The organism is Fundidesulfovibrio sp. YSD1, from assembly GCF_055397115.1.
This window is the reverse complement of the sequence record NZ_AP043666.1, coordinates 1,096,064-1,116,518: the sequence shown is the minus strand read 5'-3', so window position 1 is coordinate 1,116,518 and position 20,455 is coordinate 1,096,064. Positions and strand designations below refer to the sequence as shown.

The following is a 20,455-nucleotide window of genomic DNA, read 5'->3' as shown; positions in this document are numbered from 1 at the left end:
TGTGTGGGGGGGGCGGGCTTTACAGGCTGGCCGGCGGGCATTAGCAGGGCGCTGGAGGCCCGCATGACCATTCGCGCTCTCATCGTGGACGACGAGGCCCCGGCCCGGGACGAGCTCGCCTACCTGCTGGAGGAGCACCCCGACGTGGAGGCCTCCTGGGCCGCCAACGCCCAGGAAGCCCTGGAGCACATCCTCTCGCGCCGCCCGGACGTCGTCTTCCAGGACATCCAGATGCCCGGCCAGGACGGCTTCTTCGTGCTCTCCGAGGCCCAGGCCCTGGAGCATCCGCCCGTGTTCGTCTTCGTCACGGCCTTCGACCAGCACGCCATCCGCGCCTTCGAGGAGAACGCCGCGGACTACCTGCTGAAGCCCGTCTCGCCCGACAGGCTCTCCAAGAGCCTGGAGCGCGTGCGCAGACTCCTGGGCGCGTCCGCGCACGAGGCCGCCCACGGCCACGCCCAGGAGGCGGGCGAAGGGCCGCTGCGCGAGGCCGTGGAGCGCATCCTCTCCTCCGTGGGGCGCGCGAAGCCCTTGCAGCGCCTGGCCGTGGAGCACGGCGGGCGCATCAGCCTGATCCCGCTTTCGCGCGTGGCCATGATCGAGGCCGAGGAGAAGCGCCTGGTGGCCTTGACCGACCAGGGCCGGCTGCCCTGCCACGGCCTGGGCGCGCTGGCCAGGGCCTGCGAACGCCTGGCCGGGCTGCCCTTCTTCCAGGCCAACCGCTCCCAGCTCATCAACCTGGAGCGCATCGGCGAATTCGCCCCCTGGTTCGGGGGCAAGTACACCGTCACCCTGAACGACCCGGACCGCACCGAGGTCACCGTGAGCCGCAACCGGGTCCGGGAGTTCAAATCGAGGCTCGGCATATGAACATTCTCTTCGCTCCGGACGTGCCGGACCTTTTCCTGAACCTCTCGCAACGCTTCGGGCTCTTGCTGGCTGGCGGCTTCGCCATCATGACCGTGACCTCCATCGACAAGCTGGGGCCCCGGCGCGACAGGCCCTTCTGGGCCAACGTGCTCCTGGTGGTGATGTTCGGGCTCTTCGGGGTGCTCGGGACCTACACGGGCAACGCGGTGTTCAAGTCCTTCGCCAACCTTAGGGCCATGGTGGTGATCACGGCCGGGCTCTTCGGCGGGCCGGGCGTGGGCTTCGGCGTTGGCTTCATCGCCGGGGCGCACCGCTACCTCATCGACATCGGCGGGTTCTCGGCCCTGCCGTGCGGGCTGGCCACCATGCTGGAGGGCGCGGCCGCCGGGCTGGTGGCCAGGCGCGTGGGCGCGGGCAGCCTGGACTGGCGCCTGGCCATGGGCCTGTGCCTTGCGGGCGAGACCCTGCACATGGGGCTGGTGCTCCTCTTTTCGCACCCCTTCGAGGACGCCCTGGCCCTGGTGCGCGTGATCGCCCTGCCCATGATCGTGTTCAACTCCCTGGGCGCGGCGCTCTTCGTCAAGGCACTGGCCCTGCAGATGAGCTTCCGCCAGGCCCAGAACCGCGACCTGGCCCGGCAGATCCTCTCCATCGCCAACCAGACCGTGGGCCACCTGCGCGCGGGCCTCACCGAGGCCTCGGCCAAGGCCACGGCGGCCATCATCATGCAGGAGGCCCAGGTGGCGGCCGTGGGCGTCACCTACGGCCAGACCATCCTGGCGCACGTCGGGGCCGGGGAGGACCACCATGTGGGCGGCGGCCAGGTGCTCACAAAGGCCACGCAGCGCGTGCTGGAGACCGGCGAGCCGCTTTTCCTGCAGGAGAAGGGGCACATCTCCTGCCCGGAGCGCGGCTGCCCCCTGGCCGAAGCCATCATCGTGCCCCTGCGCAAGGGCCCGGAGATACTGGGCTGCCTGAAGCTCTACGGCACGGCGCGCAGGCCCCTGGACGAAACCCTCTTCGAACTGGCCAAGGGCCTGGCGGACCTGTTCTCCACCCAGCTCGAGCTCGAGGACATCGGCATCAAGAACCAGCTTCTGGCCCACGCAGAGATCAGGCGGCTCCAGGCCCAGATCAACCCGCACTTCCTGTTCAACTCGCTGAACACCATCGCGAGCTTCTGCCGCACCGCCCCGGCCCAGGCCCGCGAGCTTCTGCTGGACCTCTCGCGCTACATGCGCCGCAACCTGGACTCCAGCCGGGGGCTCATCCGCCTGAGCGAGGAGGTGGAGCAGACCCGGGCCTACCTGGCCATCGAGCAGGCCCGCTTCGGCGAGCGCGTGCGCGCCGAGATCGACCTCGGCCCCGGGGCCGAGGAGTGCCTGGTGCCGCCGCTGATCATCCAGCCCCTGGTGGAGAACGCCGTGCGCCACGGCGTCCTGCCCAGGGAGCAGGGCGGGGTGGTGCGCCTGTGCGCCTGGCGCGAGAACGGGCATCTGCTCGTGGAGGTGCACGACGACGGCGCGGGCATGGACGAGCGCCAGGTGCGGGCCATCTCAGGCCAGGGGACGTGCGATTCGCTCTGCGAGGGCATCGGCGCGCGCAACTCCAACCAGCGCCTGGTGCAGCTCTACGGCCCGGACTACGGCATGATCGTGGCCAGCGCCCCCGGCGAGGGCACCAGCATCTCGCTTCGCATCCCGCAGTAAGAGAAGGCCGCGGGCGCCCTCTTCGGGCGTCCGCGCTTTGCGCTCTTCATCCCCCCTGTTCGACGCTTCAGCCCCGCGATCCTCCCTTTCGCGCGCGCTTCGTTGCCCCCGCGCGAAAAGGCGTGCGAAGCACGATCCAACATCTCGGAGGAGGAAAACCATGAACGCGCTGACACTGGTATTCGCGGCGCTGTGCGTCTTCGCCATCGGCTACCGCTTCTACGGCTTGTTCATAGCCAGGAAGGTGCTGGGAGCGAACGAGGCCCGCCTGACCCCGGCCCTGAAGATGGCCGACGGAGTGGACTACGTCTCAACGAACAAATACGTGCTCTTCGGGCACCACTTCGCGGCCATCGCCGCTGCCGGGCCGCTGCTCGGACCCGTGCTGGCCGCCCAGTTCGGCTACATGCCGGGCGCGCTGTGGATCCTGGTGGGCTGCGTGCTCGCCGGGGCCGTGCACGACCTGGTGGTGCTCTTCGCCTCGGTGCGCCACAAGGGCCAGAGCCTGGCCTACATCGCCACCCAGGAAGTGGACAAGTTCACCGGCTCCATCGCCTCCTTCGCCGTGCTCTTCATCCTCATCCTGACCCTGGCCGGGCTCTCCATCGCCTGCGTCAACGCCATGCACGACAGCGCCTGGGCCACCTTCACCGTGTTCGCCACCATCCCCATCGCCGTGTTCATGGGCCTGTACCTCCAGTACATCCGCCCGGGCGACGTGAAGGGCGCCTCCATCATGGGCGTGGCCCTGCTGGCGGGCGCCGTCATCGGCGGGCACTGGATCACCGAGATCCCGGCCCTGGCCGCCGTGTTCACGCTCTCCAAGCCCGCGCTGTCGCTGGCCGTGCCCATCTACGGCGTGGCCGCCTCCATCCTGCCGGTGTGGCTGCTTCTGTGCCCGCGCGATTACCTCTCCACGTACCTGAAGATCGGCACCGTGGCCATGCTGGCCTTCGGCATCCTCTGGGTGCGCCCCGACCTCCAGATGGAGGCCGTGACCAGGTTCGCCTCCGGCGGCGGCCCGGTGATCGGCGGCCCGGTGTTCCCGTTCCTGTTCATCACCATCGCCTGCGGCGCGATCTCGGGCTTCCACGCCATCATCGCCACGGGCACCACCCCCAAGATGCTCGACAGCGAGCGCAACCTGCTCTTCGTGGGTTACGGCGCCATGCTCACCGAGGGCTTCGTGGCCATCATGGCCCTGATCGCGGCCTGCACCATGGTCCCGGCCGACTACTTCGCCATCAACGCCACCCCGGCCGCCTTCGAGAAGCTGGGCATGGCCACCGTGCACCTGAACGACATCGCCGCGGCCGTGGGCGAGAAGCTCCAGGGCCGCCCCGGCGGCGCGGTGTCGCTGGCCGTGGGCATGGCCCAGATCTTCGCGGCCATCCCGATCATGGAGAAGCTGGTTGCCTACTGGTACCACTTCGCCATCATGTTCGAGGCCGTGTTCATCCTCACCGCCATCGACGCGGGCACCCGCGTGGGCCGCTTCTTCCTGCAGGAGATGATCGGCCAGGTGGCCCCCCGCTTCAACGACAAGCGCTGGTGGCCCGGCGTGACCATCACCTCGGTGCTGTTCACCTTCTCCTGGGGGTACCTGCTCTACACGGGCGACATCTCCACCATCTGGCCGCTGTTTGGCATGTCCAACCAGCTCCTGGCCTCGGTGGGCCTGATCATCGGCACGGTGATGATCATCCGCCTGGGCAAGGCGCGCTACGCCTGGATCACGGCCGTGCCCGGCGTGGCCCTGACCTGCATGACCATGTGGGCGGGCTACCTCTCCATCGTGGACAACTTCCTGCCCAAGAAGCTCTACCTCCTGAGCGTGATGGCCGTGGTGGTCATGAGCCTGATGACCGTGGTCATCGTGGGCGCGTTCAAGCGCTGCATGAAGCTCCTGAAGGTCCAGAAGACCGTCCCGGACCAGTACGGCGAGGCCGTGCTGGAGGTCGTGCCCGAGTAGGGCGCGCATTCCGCCAATACAAAGGCCGCCGGAGCGACGCTCCGGCGGCCTTTTCATTCGTCTTCCGCCCGTTCAGGCTAGGCCTGGCCGAACTTGGCCTTGGCCTCGATGCGCCTGGCGTGCAGGATGGGCTCGGTGTAGCCGTTGGGCTGCACGCGGCCCTTGAACACCAGGTCGCACGCGGCCTGGAAGGCCACGGAGTCCTCGAAGCCCGGGGCCATGGGCCTGTAGGCCGGGTCGCCCGCGTTCTGGCGGTCCACCACGGCGGCCATGCGCCTGAGCGTCTCCATCACCTGGGCCTCGGTGCAGACCCCGTGGCGGATCCAGTTGGCCAGGTACTGGCTGGAGATGCGCAGCGTGGCGCGGTCCTCCATGAGGCCCACGTCGTTGATGTCGGGCACCTTGGAGCAGCCGATGCCCTGCTCCACCCAGCGCACCACGTAGCCCAGGATGCCCTGGGCGTTGTTGTCGAGCTCGCGCTGCACGGCCTCGGGCGAGGGCCGATCCTTCATGAGCGGGATCTCGATCAGGTCGTCCACGGAGGCGCGGCGTTTGCCGACCATTCCCTTCTGCACCTGCATCACGTCCACGGCGTGGTAGTGCATGGCGTGCAGGGTGGCGGCGGTGGGGGAGGGCACCCAGGCGGTGTTGGCCCCGCTCTTGGGGTGGCCCACCTTCACCTGGACCATCTCGGCCATCATGTCCGGCTTGGCCCACATGCCCTTGCCGATCTGGGCCTTGCCGTGCATGCCGCAGGCCAGGCCCACGTCCACGTTCCAGTCCTCGTAGGCCGCGATCCAGCGGGCCTTGCGCATGTCGTCCTTGCAGACCATGGGCCCGGCCTCCATGCTGGTGTGGATCTCGTCGCCGGTGCGGTCCAAAAAGCCCGTGTTGATGAAGATCAGGCGCTCCTTGGCCTGGCGGATGCACTCCTTGAGGTTCACGGTGGTGCGCCGCTCCTCGTCCATGATGCCCACCTTCATGGTGTTGCGGGGCAGGCCCAGGGCGTCCTCCACCGCGCCGAACAGGCGGCAGGTGAACGCGACCTCCTCGGGGCCGTGCATCTTGGGCTTGACGATGTAGACCGACCCGGCGCGGCTGTTCCTGAGCGCGCCCAGGCCCTTCACGTCGTGGATGGCCAAGAGGCCCGTGACCATGGCGTCCAGGATGCCCTCGGGGATCTCGGCCCCGTCCTTCTTCACGGCCCCGGTGGTCATCAGGTGGCCCACGTTGCGGATGAGCAGCAGGCTGCGCCCGGGCAGGCTGAAGGCCTTGCCGTCGGGCGCGAAGTAGGCCCTGTCGGGGTTCAGGCGGCGTTCCACGGCCTTGCCCGCCTTGGCGAAGCTGGCCGCGAGGTCGCCCTTGAAGAGCCCCAGGATGTTCTCGTAGGCCTGGGCCTTGTCCGCGCCGTCCACGCAGGCCACGGAGTCCTCGCAGTCGAGGATGGTGGTCATGGCCGCTTCCAGGACCACGTCCTTGACCCCGGCCGCGTGGTCCTTGCCGATGGGGTGGGCGCGGTCGATGCGGATTTCCGCGTGCAGGCCGTGGTTTTCGAGAAGCACCACCGAGGGCTCGGGCGACCCGGAGTAGCCCGCGAAGCGCGCCGGGTCCTTGAGCCCGGACTGGCCGCCGCCGGAGAGCGCCACGACGAGCTTGCCGCCTTCCACGCGGTAGGCCGTGGCCTCTGCGTGGGAGCCCTTTTCCAGGGGGAAGGTCCTGTCCAGGAAGGCGGCGGCGTAGGCCACCACCTCGGCCCCGCGCGCGGGGTTGTAGCCCAGGCCCTTGAGCGTGGCCGGGGTCTCGGGGATCACGTCCGTGCCGTAGAGCGCGTCGTAGAGGCTGCCCCAGCGGGCGTTGGCCGCGTTCAGGGCGTAGCGCGCGTTGGTCACGGGCACCACCAGCTGCGCCCCGGGCACGGTGGCGATCTCGGGGTCGACGTTGGCGGTTTCGATGGAGAAGTCCGGGCCTTCGGGCAGCAGATAGCCGATCTCGGCGAGGAAGGCCTTGTAGGCGGCGGTGTCGATGGGCTTGCCCGCGTGGGCCTGGTGCCAGGAGTCGATACGCTCCTGGAGGGCGTCGCGCTTGGCCAGCAGTTCGCGGTTCACGGGCGCGAGGGCGTCCAGGATGCCCGCCAGGGACTTCCAGAAGGCCGCGGGCTCCACGCCGGTTCCCTGGGCGGCCTTGCCGATCAGGTCCGCCAGGGGCTTCGACACGTCGAGGCCGGAGATGTTCACGCGTTGACTCATGGGGTGCTCCTTGCCAAGGGGTTGGTTGTCTATGCCGTCCGGGTTTCCCGGAGGGGCGGCTCGCCGTGGCCGAGCAGGGCGGAAGCCTCGGCCGCGGTTTTTTTAAGCATCAGGGCCAGTTCCGGCAGGCGCTCGCGGGTGAGCCTGGCCCCGGGGCCGGAGATGCTCATGGCCCCGGCCACTGTCCCGCCTGCCTGGAAGACCAGGGCGGCCACGCAGCGCACCCCGGCCTCCATCTCTTCGTCGTCCATGGCGTAGCCGCGCTCGCGCACGCTTGCGAGTTCGGCCAGGAAGGCCCCGGGCTCCACGATGGTGCGCGCGGTGTGCGCCGTGGGCGTGATGGAGGAGAAATAGGCCAGGGCGTCCGCGTCGCCCTGCAAGGCCAGCCAGGCCTTGCCCACGCCGGAGCAGTAGAGCGGCACGCGCGCGCCCACGCGCGTGAACATGCGCAGCATGGAGCGGGTGCTGGCCTCCTGGTGCACGTACACGGCCTCGCCTGAGTCGAACATCACCAGGTTCACGGTCTCGCCGCTGCGCTCCATGAGCGCGTGCATGAGCGGCGCGGCGGCCGAGACCAGGTCCAGGTCCGCGCGCACCTTGGCGCCGAGCTCCAAAAGCTTGAGCGAGAGGTGGTACTGCCTGGTCCGCGCGTCCTGGCGCACGTAGCCCGCGCCCGCCAGCACGGCCAGCAGCCTGTGCACGGTGGAGGGCGGCATGGACGTCAGGCGGCCCAGGTCCTTGACTCCGGCCCGGCCCATGCGGCCGAGCGTGTCCAGGATCAGGAGGGCTTTGTCCAGGGATGTCACTGCTTCACGTCCTGCCGGAATGTTTGTGCATTCCGTATTATGGAATTCACGTCCCGCATTTTGGAACAATAAGATGGAACCGCAAAAGTCGTCAAGGTGGGCCACGGGCTTTTCGCGCCCCTTGCGCTCGGCCCGGCATGGCCGTATCTCCAGGCCAGCGCGCCACCCCGGCGACGTCTCCCGGAGCCTGCCATGCAATCCATGAATTTCAACTTCCTCTGCAAAGGTCCCGCTACGCCCAACGGGCGAAGCGTCGGCGTGATCGGCGCGGGCCCCTCCGGGCTCGCCGCGGCCGGGCACCTCTCCTGCCTGGGCTTCCAGGTGGAGGTCTACGACAAGCTTCCCAAGCCGGGCGGGCTCATGCTCTTCGGCATCCCGGGCCACCGCATCCCGCGCGAGCGCATCGACGCCGCCACCCGGCGCATGGAGCGCGAGCACGGCGTGGTCTTCCACACCCAGACCAAGATCTGCTGCTCGAGCCCCATGTTCGAGGAGGAGGGCGACCATTTCTGCAAGGAGATGCTCGGCCTCAAGGACCTGGTCATGCGCCACGACGCCATCATCATCTGCACCGGGTCCTGGAAGTCGCGGCGCATGGGCATAGAGGGCGAGGGGCTCGCCGGGGTGTGCTCCGGGCTCGAGTTCCTGTTTCCCATCCGGGCCGCGCGCTACGCCCAGGCCAGGGTCAAGGCCCCGGACGTGAAGGGCAGGGCCGTGGCCGTGGTCGGGGCCGGGCATTCCGCCGTGGACGCGGCCCACGGGGCCGTGCACCTGGGCGCCGCGCGGGTGAGCATGCTCTACCGCCGCACCGCGGCCGAGGCCCCGTGCGGGGTCTACGAGATCGAGCGGCTCAAGGAGATGGGCGTGGAGTGGATCGAGAAGGCCACGCCCTCGCGCGTGCTGGGCTTGGAGAGCGCCGAGGCGCTGGAGTACGCCTGCTGCGGCGAGGCCCGCACCGTCCAGGCCGAGGTGGTGGTGGCGGCCATCGGGGAGATCGCCACGCCGCCCTTCGCCAGGGAGCTCGGGCTGGAGGAGGTGCGCAAGGGCGAGATCCACTGGCTGAACATGACGGCCATCGAGAACGTGTTCGTGGCCGGGGACGCGCTCACGGGCCCGAGCAAGATCGGCAAGGCGGTCTACTCCGGGCTTCGCGCCGCGCGTTCGCTGGCCAACTGGCTGGACCTCAAGGCCCAGGACCGCCTGGACGAATTCGCCCTCGACGGGCTGGTGGCCGCCGAGGAGCGGCGTTTCGGGGGCAAGGGAGCATGAAGACGCTGCGAGTCGACTATTCGAAGTGCATCGGCTGCGAGACCTGCGAGTACGTGTGCAGGTTCGTGCACTCCACCCCGCGCATCGTGATGACCCGGACCGTGGACGGTGTGATGATGCCCCTGTACTGCCGCCACTGCGAGGACCCCAACTGCGTGCGCGTGTGCAAGCGCGGGGCCCTGGCCCGGGACGCCCAGGGGGCGGTGGTGCTCACGCCGCTTCTGTGCCGGGGCTGCGAGACGCGCGCGTGCATGCTGGCCTGCCCGTACGCGGCGGTGTTCGAGACGGACAAGGGCGTGATGCTCACCAAGTGCGACCTGTGCGCCGAGCGCCGCCAGCGCGGCATGGCCCCGGCCTGCGTGGAGATGTGCCCCTGCGGGGCCATGGCCTGCGTGGAGGCGGAGGAGGCGGCCGCCCTGGAGACCGAGGAGTCCCGCCAGGCAGAGGAGCGGGTGCTCAGGCACATCCGGCCGCGAGGTCGCTCGGACTAGGATTCCCCTTGCGCGCCGGGGTCTTCCCGGCTTTCGCCCCGGGCGGCCAGCCGGTCGATGGCCCGGGCCATCTCTGCGAGGTCCGTGCAGGGCTTTCGGAATACGTCCCCGGCCGTCACCCCGGCACGGACGAGCTCCGGGGGCAGCTCGTAGTCCCAGGACCCGGTGTAGATCAGGAACTTCAGGCGCGGGCGCATGGCCAGCGCGCGCCTTATGAACTCGTTGCCCGAGATGCCCGGCAGGCGGATGTCCACGGTGCACACGTCCACGTGCTCGCGCAGGAGCATTTCCAGCGCGTCCTCGGCGCAGGAAGCCGTGGCCACGGCGTAGCCCATGTCCTCGAAGGCGTCGCGCAGGCCTTCGCGCAGCGGGGCCTCGTCGTCCACGATGAGGATGCGCGTCTCAGCCATTGGCCGTCCCCCTCCCCCTGGGCAGGCGCACGGTGAACGTCGCTCCTTTGCCCGGCTCCGAGCACACGGAAAGCGTCCCGCCGTAGGAGTTGGTGACGATGAAATAGGTCACCGAGAGCCCGAGCCCAGTGCCCTCGCCCACCTGCTTGGTGGTGAAGAAGGGCTCCATGATGCGCTTGCAGGTGCGTTCGTCCATGCCCGGCCCGTTGTCCTCCACGTCGATGCGCACGCTGTCGCCCTCCAGGGCCGTGGCCAGGCGGATCATTGGCGGGGAGCCCTCGGGGTGGAGCATGGAGCCGGTGGCCTGGGCCGCGTTCTTGATGATGTTCAGGAGCACCTGGATGATCTCGGTCTCCACGAACATGCCCGAGGGGTCGGCCGGGTCGTACTCCTTGACGAAGCTGATCTTGCGGACGTCGTAGTTGCGCTTGAGGTCGTAGTCGCCCTTGGCCAGCTCCAGGGCCTTGTCCACCAGCGCGTTCACCTTCAGCCAGGAGCGCTCCGTGGAGTTCGGGCGGCTGAAGCCCAGCATCCCGCGCACGATGCGCGAGGCCCGGTGCCCGGCGTCCATGATGTCCTGGAGGTAGGTGGTGACGCTGCGCGCCTCCAGGTAGGCGCGCACGGCCTGAAGGGTGGCGCCCGCTTCCCGGGCGGCGTGCTCGTTGGCGGGCAGGTCCGCGCTCACGCGGCGCAGGGCGTTCTGGGCGGAGTGGACGATGATGCCCAGCGGGTTGTTGATCTCGTGGGCCATCCCGGCGGCGAGCCCGCCCAGCGAGACCATCTTCTCGGACTGCACGACCAGCTCCTCCATGCGCTTGCGCGCGGTCACGTCGGAGAAGACGCTGATCCCGGCCGCGACTTCGCCCTGGCGGCCGCGGATGGGGCTCGTGGAAACCATCACCCAGCACTCCTGCCCATCGGAGCGCAGGATGCGCATCTCCACGTTGTCCAGGCTCCGGGCCTCCCTCACGGCCCTGGTCAAGGCCAGTTCGTCGGGCCGGTAGGGCGTGCCGTCGGGGTAGAAGCAACGCCAGGGCAGGGTTTCGCCGTGCAGGAAGTCGAGCTTTCCGGCCTGGTCCCGGGTCACCCCGAGGATGCGCAGCGCCGCCGGGTTGGCCAGGGTCACGTTCACGTCCGGGGCTTCGGCCACCATGATGCCCGCGGGGCTGTGCTCGATGGCGGCGGCCAGCAGGGCCTTGGTCTTCTCGAGTTCGCGTTCCGCCCGCCTGCGGGCCGCGATGCTCACCGACAGGACGGCGATGGCCACGGCCATGACAACCATGACCGAGAGCAGCGCGGGGAGGATGGCCCGGTAGCGCTGGAAGATCGTCACCGGCTCGTTGACGAGCAGGCTCCCCTTGGGCAGCAGCGAGGAGTGTATGCCGAAGCGCTTGAGCTGGGCCTGGTCGAAGATGAGCTGGGTGGACGCGGTGCGGTTGACCGGGAGGCCCTTTTCTCCGGCCAGCACCCGGATGGCCAGCTTGGCCGCCTCGCGGCCCTGGAGCTTGCCCGAGAGCACGCTGCCGCCCACCGCGCCCTTGCCCACCAGGAAGTCCCAGAGCACGAAGATTGGCGTGTCGCAGCCGCTTGAGAGCTGGTCCACGCCGAAATCCGGAAACACCCTGCCCGCGCGGTCCCGGCCGAAGGAGCCCAGGATCACCACCGAGTCCCGCGCGTTCTCCCCGCCGCAGGAGGCGAAGATCTCCTCGATGGTCGGGTTGTCCAGGAACACGGCCTCCACGCGGTCCTGGTGGGGGCGCAGGGCCTGGGCGAACTCGGCGCGCTGGGCCTGGCCCGTCTCGGTGTTCTCCACGGGCACGATCACGCGCCTGGCGCGCGGCAGGACCTTGAGGATGGCCTCCACGGTGCCGGTGACGTCCAGGTCCTCGGTGATGCCCGAGACCTCCCCGTGGCCCGTGAACATGCCCTCGCGGTAGCCGTTCAGGCCGCTGAACACGATGGGCGCGCCCCCGAAGAGGCTCTCCCGGTTGGCCAGGGCGAAGTCCAGGGCGGCGTTGTCCGAGACGAGGATGACGCCGAAGCGCTTGCCCGCGTGCTTGGCCGCGATGGACTGGCGGAAGCGTTCCATGCTTTCCCGGCCAGGGAAGCGTTTCCAGTCGAGGTATTCCACGAAGGGCTCGAAGTGGGGGTCCAGGCGGCGGAATTCCGAGAGGATGCCCGCCTGGATTTCGTCGGTCCAGGGAAAACCGGGGTGGTAGGAGTGCAGCACCAGCACGCTTTCGGAATACTGGGCGGCAGCCTGCCCCCTGGCGGCGCTCGAGGGCGCGCAGGCGAGCAGCAAGGCCGCGAATGCGGCGAAAAGCGCGTGAAAGGCAATCAATGCATCCGGGTCCTTGCTGGAGTTGACGTGAGCCGCAGGGCTGCCGGGACGCTATCCGAAGCGTGCGGGCGTTATCAAGCGGTTTGCCCGGCCCGGGCGGGTCACGCGCCGGTCTTGAAGAAGCCCACCGCGTCCAGGAGCATGCCCGCCTGGTCCGAGAGCGCCGAGGACGTGGAGGAGAGCTCCTCCGAGGCCGCCGCGTTGCGCTGTATGATGTTGTCCAGGCCCTGCACGGCCGTGTTGATCAGCTCCGCGCCCGCGTTCTGCTCCTGGGAGGCCAGCGAGATCCCCCGGACCAGCTCGGCGGTTCTGGAGATGTCCGGGACCATGGCCTCGAGCATGCCGCCCGCGTCCCTGGCCTGGTCCACGGACCCCTTGGACAGGGTGGATATCTCGGCCGCCGCCTTGCCCGAGCGCTCGGCCAGCTTGCGCACCTCCGAGGCCACCACGGCGAAGCCCTTGCCCTCGGTCCCGGCACGCGCCGCCTCGATGGCCGCGTTCAGGGCCAGGAGGTTGGTCTGGCGGGCGATTTCCTCCACGATGCTGATCTTCTGGGCGATCTGCTCCATGGCCGCCACGGTGCGGGCCACGGCCTCGCTGCCGCTGGCCGCCGCCTGGGCCGAGCGTTTGGCCGTGGCCTCGGTCTCCACGGCGTTGTGGGCGTTCTGCTGGATGTTCGACGAGATCTCCTCCACCGAGGAGGAGACCTCTTCCACGTTGGCCGCCTGCCGGGCCGCTCCCTGGGCCAGGTTCTCGGCCGCCTCGGAGAGCTCCCCCGCCCCGGTGGCCACGGCCTGGGCCCCATGGACGATGCCGGACACGGCCTCGGTGATCCTGGCGGCCATGTCGCGCATGGCCCCGACCAGCATGCCGATCTCGTCGCGCTGGTCGATGTCGAGCCGGCCGGTCAAATCGCCCCGGGCCAGCTGCCGGGCGAAGCCCACAGCCTGGCCCACCGGGCGCAGGATGGTCAGGAAGGTTGCCAGGGCGATCATGGCCGCCAGGGCCAGGGCCACGGCCACGAGGCTGCCCTGTGCCGTGAGCAGCTGGGTCACCCGGGCCTCGGACTCCTCCTGCATGATGGCCACGGCCTTGTTGATCTCCGCGTTCACGGCCTCGCTGGCGGTCAGGAAGGCGGCCATGTCCTGCTCCTTGTCGCCCTGGCCCGCGCGGGCCAGCAAGGGCTTGAACCCCTCCCAGGCGCTCGCGGCCGCGCCCAACTGCGCGCGCACCCGCTCCGAGGGGACGGGCAGCAGGACCGACGGCCCGGCCGGGTCCAAGGTGTCGGGCGCTTCGCCGCCCCGGGCCAGGGCGGCGAGCGATTTCTCGAAGACCGCCGTGGACGCGACGAGCCTGGAGTCGAGTTCGTCCGTGCGGCTCCCCGCCGCCAGGGCGTGCGCCCTGAGCAGGGCCTCCTTGCTCATCTTCTGCACGAGCATGCGCTCGCGCCCGGCCAGGTTGATCACCAGCCCGTCCACCTTCTGACCCCGCGACACGTAGGCCGTGGCCGCGAACATCAGGCAGGCCAGGGTGAACAGCGCGGCCACCGGGAGCAGGATCTTCAGCTTGAGCGACAAGTTGCGCATGAAAGGCACTCCTTGAAATTAGCGGCCTGGAACGTCGCGGCCAGGAACATCGGTACGAACGTTACGCCAATCCGTGATTATTGGAAAGGTTCATCTATCATTCGCGCGGCGCTTTCTCGTGGGCCGTTTTCCGAGGCGGCCTTCTCAAAGTGCGAATATTCGCATATCAAGAAGCCGGAGCCTCACGCGAAGCGAGTCCGCTGATTTTGCAACCATCTGAAATCGCATGAGTAAAAAACGGCCTGAACGTCTGGGACATGGCCCCTCATTTGCTAGCGGGCAAGGGCGATGCAACCGGCATCCTGGAGAAGACAGACCATGAGCACCTATGATCCCGGGCGCGTGCGCGCCCTGGCCGAAGAAAGCCTCCCGGCCATGACCCGCTTTTTGCGGGACATGATCCGCATCCCCAGCGAGTCCTGCCAGGAGGAGGGCGTGATCCGGCGCATCGAGGCCGAGATGAAGGCCGTGGGCTTCGACCGCGTTGAGATAGACCCCATGGGCAACGTCCTGGGCTTCATCGGAAACGGCCCGCGCCTGATCGCCTTCGACGCCCACGTGGACACCGTGGGCGTGGGCAACCGCTCCAACTGGACGTTCGACCCCTTCGAGGGCTTCGAGGACGCCGAAACCATCGGCGGGCGCGGCGCGTCCGACCAGGAAGGCGGCATGGCCTCCATGGTCTACGCGGGCAGGATCCTCAAGGAGATCGGCGTGCCCGAGGGCTTCACCGTGGTCATGGCCGGGACCGTCCAGGAAGAGGACTGCGACGGGTTGTGCTGGCAGTACCTGATCCGCGAGCGCAAGCTTCAACCCGAGTTCGTCTGCTGCACCGAGCCCACTGACGGGGGCATCTACCGGGGCCAGCGCGGGCGCATGGAAATCCGCCTGGACGTGAAGGGCGTCTCGGCCCACGGCTCGGCCCCGGAGCGCGGCGACAACGCCATCTTCCGCATGGGCAAAATCCTGGGCGAGCTCGAAGCCCTGCACCCGCGCCTCAAGGACGACCCCTTCCTGGGCAAGGGCTCGCTCACCGTGTCCGAGATCTTCTACTCCTCGCCCTCGCGCTGCGCCGTGGCCGACGGCTGTTCGGTGTCCATCGACCGCCGCCTGACAGCGGGCGAGGACAAGGAGCTGGCGCTCTCCCAGATTCGCGAGCTGCCCTCGGTGAAGGCCGCCGGGGACCGGGCGCGGGTCTCCATGTACACCTACGAGCGCCCCTCCTGGACCGGGCTCGTCTACCCCACGGACTGCTACTTCCCCACCTGGGCCCTGCCCGAGGACCACGCGGTCTGCCTGAGCGCGGTGGACGCCTACGCGAAGCTCTTCGGGGAGGCCCCGCGCGTGGACAAGTGGACCTTCTCCACCAACGGCGTATCCATCATGGGCCTGTTCGGCATCCCCGTGGTGGGCTTCGGCCCGGGCAGGGAGAACCAGGCCCACGCGCCCAACGAGGTCACCTGGAAGGCCGACCTCGCGCGCTGCGCGGCCATGTACGCGGGCCTCGTGCACGCCTACGCCGGGCGCAAGTAGGCTTCACAAGAAATCATCAAGGAGAGACAATGGACGCCGTGCGCGTGAAAGAACTGATCAAGTCCCTGGCCCGTCTCGACTTCTCGGGCATGCACGACCAGGACTTCCTGCTCACCTGGGAAAAGTCCCGCCCCGAACTGGAGGCCACGTTCCTCACTGCCGAGATCCTGCGCGGGCTGCGCGAGCTGAACATCTCCTGCCGCGTGTTCGACTCCGGGCTCGCCGTTTCGGTGTTCCGCGACAACTCCACGCGCACCCGCTTCAGCTTCGTCTCGGCCGCCAACCTGCTCGGCCTCACGCCCCAGGACCTGGACGAGGGCAAGTCCCAGATCGCCCACGGCGAGACCGTGCGCGAGACCGCCAACATGGTCTCCTTCATGGCCGAGGTCATAGGCATCCGCGACGACATGTTCATCGGCAAGGGCAACGCCTACATGCGCGAGGTTTCAAAGGCCGTGCGTGAAGGCCACCAGGAGGGAGTGCTGCCAACGCGCCCCGCGCTGGTGAACCTCCAGTGCGACATCGACCACCCCACCCAGGCCATGGCCGACATGCTGCACCTGATCAACCACTTCGGGGGCGTGGAGAACCTGAAGGGCAAGAAGATCGCCATGTCCTGGGCGTACTCGCCGTCCTACGGCAAGCCGCTCTCCGTGCCCCAGGGCGTCATCGGGCTCATGACCCGCTTCGGCATGGACGTGACCCTGGCCCACCCCGAGGGCTACGAACTCATGCCCGAAACCCTGGAGGTCGCCGCGAGAAACGCCAGGGCTTCGGGCGGGTCTTTCGGCACGGCCAGGTCCATGCAGGAGGCCTTCCAGGACGCCGACGTGGTCTACCCCAAGAGCTGGGCCCCCTTCGCGGCCATGCAGGAGCGCACGGACCTCTACGCCAGCGGCGACTGGGACGGCATCAAGGCCCTGGAGAAGCGCCTGCTGGCCCAGAACGCCGAGCACAAGTCCTGGGAGTGCGCCGAGAAGCTCATGGGCTCCACCCGCGACGGGGCCGGGCTCTACCTGCACTGCCTCCCGGCGGACATCACGGGCGTGTCCTGCGCGCAGGGCGAGGTGGCGGCCTCGGTGTTCGACCGCTACCGAGTGCCGCTCTACCGCCAGGCCAGCTACAAGCCCTACGTCATCGCGGCCATGATGCTCCTGGCCAAGAAGCGCGACGCCGCGCGGACGCTGGAGGCGCTTTTGGAAGAGGGGAAGAGGAGAGTGCTTTAGGAAGAGAAGCGGGGGAACCTTTTGTGAACAAAAGGTTCCCCCGCGCCCCTTCCAAAAAACTTTGTTCCGCTTCGCGGGTTTCACCGGGGAGCGTTTCAGGGAGAGCCGGATGATCACCTTGAGCCTCAACGGGCGCACCGCCGTCCACCACGGCGACCCGTCCATGCCCCTGCTCTCCTGGCTGCGCGATACCCAGGGCCTGCTCTCGCCCAAGGACGGCTGCTCCGGCCAGGCCTCCTGCGGGGCTTGCCTGGTGGAGGTAGACGGCAAGGCCGCGCTCTCCTGCTCCGTGCCCATGTCCAAACTCGAGGGCGCGAGCGTGGTGACCATCGAGGGCTTTCCCGAGAGCCTGCGCCGGACCCTGGGCAAGGCCTTCGCGGCCAAGGGCGCGGTGCAGTGCGGCTTCTGCACCCCGGGATTTCTCACCCGGACGAAGATCCTTCTCGACTCCAACCCGTCCCCCACGCGCGAGGCCGTGGCCAAGGCCCTGCGCTTCCACCTCTGCCGCTGCACCGGCTACGTGAAGATCGTGGACGCCGTGCTGGAAGCCGCGCGCGCCCTGCGCGAGGGCACGGACCCGGTGCTGCCGGGGGACGCCCGCATGGGCGGACGCCACGCCAAGATCGGCGCGGTTGAGCGCGCCCTGGGCCAGACCCCCTTCACGGCGGACCTCTCCTTCCCGGGCATGGCGCACGGCGCGCTGGTGTTCTCGGAACACCCGCGCGCGCGGGTGCTGTCCATCGATGTAACGAAGGCCCGGTCCGCCCCGGGCGTGCTCCGCGTGTTCACCGCCGCCGACATCCCGGGCAGGCGCGAGTCCGGCATCATCCGCCCGGACTGGCCGCTGATGATCGCCGTGGGCGAGACCACCCGCTACATCGGCGACGTGCTGGCCCTGGTGGCGGCCGAGACCGAGGCCCAGGCCCGCGCTGCGGCCGCGCTCGTGGGCGTGGAATACGAGGTGCTCACGCCCGTCACGGACCCGCTGGAGGCCTTGAAGGAGGACGTCCTCGTGCACGAGGGCGGCAACGTGCTCGCGGTCAAGGCCATCAAGCGCGGCGACGTGGAGGACGCCCTGGCGGGCTCGTACATCGTGGCGCGGGGCGTGTTCACCACCCCGGCCGTGGAGCACGGCTTCCTGGAGACCGAATGTTCCGTGGCCGTGCCGGAGAACGGCGGGGTGCGCGTCCACAGCCAGGCCCAGGGCATCTGGCACGACCGTTCGGGCATCGCCGCGCTTCTGGGCCTCGATCCCGAAAAGGTGCGCGTCACCCGCGTGGACCCGGGCGGGGCCTTCGGCGGCAAGGAGGACCTCTCGGCCCAGGGCCACGCCGCCCTGGCCGCGCACCTTCTGGGCCGCCCGGTGAAGGTGCGCTTCTCCCGGCCCGAGTCTCTGCGCTTCCACCCCAAGCGCCACGCCATGCGCATGGAGTACGCCCTGGGCTGCGACTCGGGCGGCATGCTCACGGCGCTTCACGCGCGCATCGTAGGCGACACCGGGGCGTACGCGTCGCTGGGCGGGCCGGTGATGGCCCGCGCCGCCAACCACGCCACCGGGGCCTACTGCGTGCCCTGCGTGGACATCGAGTCCCGGGCCGTGTTCACCAACAACATCCCGGCCGGGGCCATGCGCGGCTTCGGCGTGAACCAGGTCACCTTCGCCATGGAGAGCCTGGTGGAGGAGCTCTGCGCGCGCGGCGGTTTCGACCCCTGGCAGTTCAGATATGACAACGCCCTGGACGAGGGCAGGCTGACCGCCAGCGGCCAGCGCCTGGGCGGCGGCATCGGGCTGCGCAGGAGCCTGGAGGCCGTGCGCGAGGCCTACAGGGAGGCCCCGCACGCCGGGCTGGCCTGCGGCATCAAGAACACCGGCATCGGCGGGGGCGTCCTGGAGGAATGCCGCGTGCGCCTGACCGTGCTGCCGGGCGGGCGCGTGCGCCTGGACCACGGCTGGACCGAGATGGGCCAGGGCCTGGACACCGTGGCCGCGCAGATTCTCTGCGAGACCTTGGGGCTGACCGACATGGGCTTGGTCGAAGTGCGCTCGGACACGGTCTCCGGAGCGCTGGCCGGCTCCACCACGGCCAGCCGGGGCACGTTCCAGCTGGGCAGGGCCGTGATCGACGCGGGGCTTGCGCTTCTTCGCGCGGTTGGTACCCTGGACAACCTCGCCGCGTCCGAGGGCCGAACCTTCGAGGGCCGCTACGTCTGCGGCGACACCCAGGCCGACGGCCCGCCGGGCGAGGTGCGCAGCCACGCCTCCTACAGCTTCGCCACGCACCTGGCGATCCTGGACGGTTCCGGCAGGGTCCAGCGCGTGGTGGCCGCCCACGACGCCGGGCGCGTGGTCAACCCGCTTTTGTGCGAGGGCCAGGTGGAGGGCGGGGTGGCCATGGGACTGGGCTACGCCCTGAGCGAGAGGCTGCCCCTGGAAGGCGGGCGGCTCGCCTCGGAGAGGCTGTCCGCGCTGGGGATGCCCAAGATCGGCGACGTGCCCGAAATCGAGGTGATCCTCATCGAAGGCCAGGACCCGGAAGGGCCCTTCGGGGCCAAGGGCGTGGGCGAGATCGGCAGCATCCCAACGGCCGCGGCCGTGGCCAACGCCTTGTACCGCTTCGACGGGGAGCCCAGGCGCAGCCTGCCCCTCGTGAAACCCGAAAGCCCGGAAAAGACATGACGCTCTACCTGAAGGACGCCCTCTGGCTCGACCCGGCCGATTTCTCCACGGCCGCCACGCACCTGGCCGTGGACGAAGGGGCCTTCGGCCAGGCCGCGCCCGTCACATCCATCCCCCAGGGCGCGAAGACGTTCGACTGCAAGGGCAGGCTGGTCACGCGCTCCTTCGCCTGCGGCCACCACCACGCCTATTCCTCCCTGGCCAGGGGCATGCCCGCCCCGCCCAAGGTTCCCGCGAACTTCCCGCAGATACTCGAATACGTCTGGTGGCGGCTCGACAAACGCCTGGACCCGGAGATGGTCGAGGCGTCCGCCCTGGCCTGCGCCGTGGCCTGCGCGAAAAACGGCGTGACCTTCGTGGTGGACCACCACGCTTCGCCGTGCGCCGTGCGCGGCAGCCTGGAGACGATCGCCCGGGCCTTCGAGAGGGTAGGGGTGGGGCACCTGCTCTGCTACGAGATCAGTTGCCGCGACGGCATGGACACGGCCCGGGCCGGGCTGGAGGAGACGGACGCGTACCTCTCCTCCGGGCGCAAGGGGCACGTGGGCCTGCACGCCAGCTTCACCGTGGACGACTCCGTGCTGGCCCAGGCCGTGGAGCTGGCCGCGCGCCACGGAGCGGGCGTGCACATCCACGTGGCCGAGGACGCGGCCGACCAGGAGCACTGCCTGCGCGTTCACGGCAAGCGCGTGGTCCACAGGCTGGCGGATGCGGGCGTACTCGACCTTCCCGGCTCCATCCTGGCCCACTGCGTGCACCTGGACGACTCCGAGCGGGCGCTGGTGCGCGACTCGCGGGCCTGGGTGGTCCAGAACACCGAGAGCAACCTGAACAACGCCGTGGGCCTGACGGGTTATAAAGACTTCGGCCCGCGCGTGATGCTCGGCACCGACGGCATGCACTCCGACATGCTGAGAAGCGCCCAGGCCGCCTACCTCGCGGGCCAGGGCACGGAGGGGATCTCGCCGCTCGGCGCGTACCGGCGTTTCCGGGCCGTGCACGCGCTCATCGCGGCGACCGGCGCTCCGGGCGACGGGGGCAACAACCTGGTTGTGCTTGGTTACGACTCCCCCACGGACGTGACACCCGGCAACTTTCCCGGGCACTTCGCCTACGGGCTCTCTTCGCGCCACGTCAGCGCCGTTATCTCCAGGGGCCGGGTGATCGTGGAGGAGGGCAGGCTCGCAAGCGTGGACGAGGCCGAAATCCTCGCCTTCGCCCGCGAGCAGGCCCGCAGGCTCTGGGCCAGGCTCGGGGAGAGCGCGTGACGGCCCGCGCCGGGGCGGCCCGGCCGGGTCCGGGCACGAGCGGAGCGGCGT

The 20,455-nt window shown here is 69.4% G+C and carries 14 protein-coding genes; 9 read left to right on the top strand and 5 right to left on the bottom strand.

Translation table 11 applies throughout. The features are described from left to right. The first annotated feature begins 63 nt into the window (after positions 1-63). The 3 genes from ACZ5V4_RS05260 (at position 64) to ACZ5V4_RS05250 (ending at position 4,551) form a co-directional block, all read left to right on the top strand. Positions 64-870 carry a LytR/AlgR family response regulator transcription factor gene (locus ACZ5V4_RS05260; protein ID WP_464317123.1) on the top strand — a complete coding sequence of 269 codons (807 nt, stop codon included), beginning with the start codon at positions 64-66 and terminating at the stop codon, positions 868-870. Then, complete coding sequence (locus tag ACZ5V4_RS05255) at positions 867-2,579, top strand: LytS/YhcK type 5TM receptor domain-containing protein (RefSeq protein ID WP_464317122.1); 1,713 nt, start codon at positions 867-869, stop codon at positions 2,577-2,579. The genes ACZ5V4_RS05260 and ACZ5V4_RS05255 overlap by 4 nt, the downstream gene beginning before the upstream one ends. Before the next feature lie 160 nt (positions 2,580-2,739). Further along, entirely contained in the window at positions 2,740-4,551 is a 1,812-nt protein-coding gene (locus ACZ5V4_RS05250) for a carbon starvation CstA family protein (RefSeq protein ID WP_464317121.1), read from the top strand. 77 nt (positions 4,552-4,628) lie between these two features. Here the strand turns inward: ACZ5V4_RS05250 and ACZ5V4_RS05245 are convergent, their stop codons facing one another. Both ACZ5V4_RS05245 and ACZ5V4_RS05240 read right to left on the bottom strand, forming a co-directional pair. Beyond that, positions 4,629-6,797, bottom strand: a complete 2,169-nt coding sequence (locus ACZ5V4_RS05245) for a malate synthase G (protein WP_464317120.1) — start codon at positions 6,795-6,797, stop codon at positions 4,629-4,631. Between the two features lie 29 nt (positions 6,798-6,826). Then, positions 6,827-7,603, bottom strand: a complete 777-nt coding sequence (locus ACZ5V4_RS05240) for an IclR family transcriptional regulator (protein WP_464317119.1) — start codon at positions 7,601-7,603, stop codon at positions 6,827-6,829. A gap of 192 nt (positions 7,604-7,795) precedes the next feature. Between ACZ5V4_RS05240 and ACZ5V4_RS05235 the strand changes: the two genes are divergently transcribed. Then, positions 7,796-8,872 carry an FAD-dependent oxidoreductase gene (locus ACZ5V4_RS05235; protein ID WP_464317118.1) on the top strand — a complete coding sequence of 359 codons (1,077 nt, stop codon included), beginning with the start codon at positions 7,796-7,798 and terminating at the stop codon, positions 8,870-8,872. Further along, positions 8,869-9,363 carry a 4Fe-4S dicluster domain-containing protein gene (locus ACZ5V4_RS05230; RefSeq protein WP_464317117.1) on the top strand — a complete coding sequence of 165 codons (495 nt, stop codon included), beginning with the start codon at positions 8,869-8,871 and terminating at the stop codon, positions 9,361-9,363. Before ACZ5V4_RS05235 ends, ACZ5V4_RS05230 begins: the two co-directional genes overlap by 4 nt. Here the strand turns inward: ACZ5V4_RS05230 and ACZ5V4_RS05225 are convergent. The 3 genes from ACZ5V4_RS05225 to ACZ5V4_RS05215 form a co-directional block, all read right to left on the bottom strand. After that, the gene (locus ACZ5V4_RS05225) at positions 9,360-9,773 is read right to left on the bottom strand and encodes a response regulator (protein WP_464317116.1); all 414 of its coding nucleotides are present in this window, start codon (positions 9,771-9,773) and stop codon (positions 9,360-9,362) included. The two genes, ACZ5V4_RS05230 and ACZ5V4_RS05225, sit on opposite strands and share 4 nt — an antisense overlap. After that, complete coding sequence (locus ACZ5V4_RS05220) at positions 9,766-12,114, bottom strand: ATP-binding protein (RefSeq protein WP_464317115.1); 2,349 nt, start codon at positions 12,112-12,114, stop codon at positions 9,766-9,768. Before ACZ5V4_RS05220 ends, ACZ5V4_RS05225 begins: the two co-directional genes overlap by 8 nt. A gap of 101 nt (positions 12,115-12,215) precedes the next feature. Continuing rightward, positions 12,216-13,700, bottom strand: coding sequence for a methyl-accepting chemotaxis protein (locus ACZ5V4_RS05215; RefSeq protein WP_464317114.1), 1,485 nt, complete (start codon positions 13,698-13,700; stop codon positions 12,216-12,218). 318 nt (positions 13,701-14,018) lie between these two features. Between ACZ5V4_RS05215 and ACZ5V4_RS05210 the strand changes: the two genes are divergently transcribed. The 4 genes from ACZ5V4_RS05210 to ACZ5V4_RS05195 all read left to right on the top strand — a co-directional run bounded on the left by ACZ5V4_RS05210 (position 14,019) and on the right by ACZ5V4_RS05195 (position 20,404). After that, positions 14,019-15,233, top strand: a complete 1,215-nt coding sequence (locus ACZ5V4_RS05210; RefSeq protein WP_464317113.1) for a YgeY family selenium metabolism-linked hydrolase — start codon at positions 14,019-14,021, stop codon at positions 15,231-15,233. A 29-nt stretch (positions 15,234-15,262) separates the two neighbouring features. Then, positions 15,263-16,459: a knotted carbamoyltransferase YgeW gene (gene ygeW, locus ACZ5V4_RS05205; RefSeq protein WP_464317112.1), complete on the top strand. Its 1,197-nt coding sequence runs from the start codon at positions 15,263-15,265 to the stop codon at positions 16,457-16,459. Between the two features lie 109 nt (positions 16,460-16,568). Then, a complete protein-coding gene (gene xdh, locus ACZ5V4_RS05200; protein ID WP_464317111.1) occupies positions 16,569-19,136 on the top strand; it encodes a selenium-dependent xanthine dehydrogenase in 2,568 nt (855 codons plus the stop codon). Further along, a complete protein-coding gene (locus ACZ5V4_RS05195; RefSeq protein WP_464317110.1) occupies positions 19,133-20,404 on the top strand; it encodes an amidohydrolase family protein in 1,272 nt (423 codons plus the stop codon). Before xdh ends, ACZ5V4_RS05195 begins: the two co-directional genes overlap by 4 nt. Positions 20,405-20,455 lie beyond the last annotated feature (51 nt).